The 1,438-nt window shown below is 60.4% G+C and carries 3 protein-coding genes; all 3 read right to left on the bottom strand.

Features of this window, described 5'->3' with window-relative positions:
* On the bottom strand, positions 1 to 320 hold a 320-nt coding region (locus tag P7F28_RS08175; RefSeq protein ID WP_277184008.1), incomplete at its 3' end, for a site-specific integrase.
* Complete coding sequence (locus P7F28_RS08170) at positions 317 to 1,264, bottom strand: tyrosine-type recombinase/integrase (RefSeq protein WP_277184007.1); 948 nt, start codon at positions 1,262 to 1,264, stop codon at positions 317 to 319. The genes P7F28_RS08170 and P7F28_RS08175, both read right to left, overlap by 4 nt.
* Positions 1,261 to 1,434, bottom strand: coding sequence for a tyrosine-type recombinase/integrase (locus P7F28_RS08165; protein WP_277184009.1), 174 nt, complete (start codon positions 1,432 to 1,434; stop codon positions 1,261 to 1,263). Before P7F28_RS08165 ends, P7F28_RS08170 begins: the two co-directional genes overlap by 4 nt.
* Positions 1,435 to 1,438 lie beyond the last annotated feature (4 nt).

Genomic DNA, 1,438 nt, shown 5'->3' with positions numbered 1-1,438 from the left:
CACTGCAGAAACAACGCAGGCTCGCTGACCGCGACGAACCGGAAGCAGGCATGCACGGCGGCAAGCCGCGTGTTGCGTGTGCGCACCGAATTGCCTCTGCCGTGTTCGAGGTGCTGCAGGAATTCCTCGATCAACGACACGTCGAAGTCCTCGATTCGCAGCTTTGACGGCGCGCGCCCGATATGCTTCGTGGCGAACGCCAGCAACAGCCGGAACGTGTCACGGTAACTTGCCACCGTATGCGAACTCAGACCTTGCTGCTCGAGCAGGCGCTGCGTGAAGAAGCGCTGAACGAGGGCTGGGAGGCTGGCGGCGCTCACGGCCGTTCTCCCGGACAGTCCTTGTCGAGATAGGCTGCCGCGAGTTCAAGCAACTCAGGAACCGCTTCGATGTACCAGTACGTAAGGCCGATGTTGACATGCCCGAGGTAGGCGGCAAGTTTCGGCAACTCCCGACTTACGTCCAGACCGGCGCGATACCATTCGACCAGCCTGCCAGTCGCGAAGCTATGCCGGAAGTCCTGGAGGCGCGGGCCGTAACCATCGCACCCGTCCTCTGTCGCCGATCTCAGACCAACAGCGCGCGACATTCTGACGAACATGCTTCGTACAGTGCCTGCCTTCAGTCGCTTGCCTCGCTCACTAACCAGGAACGCCTCGCTCAATCGTACAGGACAGAGTTGATCGCGTTTCCGGGCATAGTGTTCGAGAGCCACCCGGGAAGACTCTGCTACAGGAACAAAGCGGGATTTGCCGAACTTCGATTCCCGGATGGACAATATCCCGCTGACGAGGTCAACGTCGGACCGGTCGAGCCGAAACGCTTCGCCTGGCCTGAGGCCCGTCGCTACAAGAAGCCCTATGAGCGTCGAATAGGTCAGTGCTCGCATGCCGGTTCGGGACCGCAGTTGAGCGGCGCGGGTCATAAGCCGATCAATTTCCTGCTCAGTGTAAATATGCGGGGCGTTGCGCCGTCTGCGGGCACTCAGGAGTCCTGCTGGAGGAATCTGGTTTCGACTGTCAATCACGTTCATCCATCTGGCAAATCCTCTCACTTGAGAGAGACGCCGCCCCCACGTAGCGCGTTCGACGAGTTCGGGCGTCATCGCCCAGCGCAGAGCCAGATCGGTTGTAATGAACTCGGCGCCTTCGCGTTCCAGCAAATCAACGAAATGACCGAGTGCCAATGCAGGTTCATAGAATGACGCCCCGAGAGCACGGCGGACTGCCACGTACTGGGCGAGAGACTCGTAGATCGCAGTCATATTGCACCTCCCGCCGTGGGCCACGAACGCGCGACACCGCGCAGGTCCTCAAACGCGACCTTTGCGTAGATCGCGGTACTGTCGGGTGAGCGGTGCCGCAAGACCTCGGCGATTTCTGCCATCGAGGCCCCGTGACGAATCATCGTCGTCGCCAGACCGTGACGGAACAGATGT

The sequence above is a fragment of the Caballeronia sp. BR00000012568055 genome (genome assembly GCF_029439455.1).
GTDB lineage: Bacteria > Pseudomonadota > Gammaproteobacteria > Burkholderiales > Burkholderiaceae > Caballeronia.
Note: the sequence above shows the minus strand (reverse complement) of the source record. Positions and strands in the feature narration are given on the sequence as shown.

Bases quoted from the DNA above. Each gene is read 5' to 3' on its own strand.
- P7F28_RS08170 (WP_277184007.1), bottom strand. From the start codon at position 1,264: ATGACTGCGATCTACGAGTCTCTCGCCCAGTACGTGGCAGTCCGCCGT.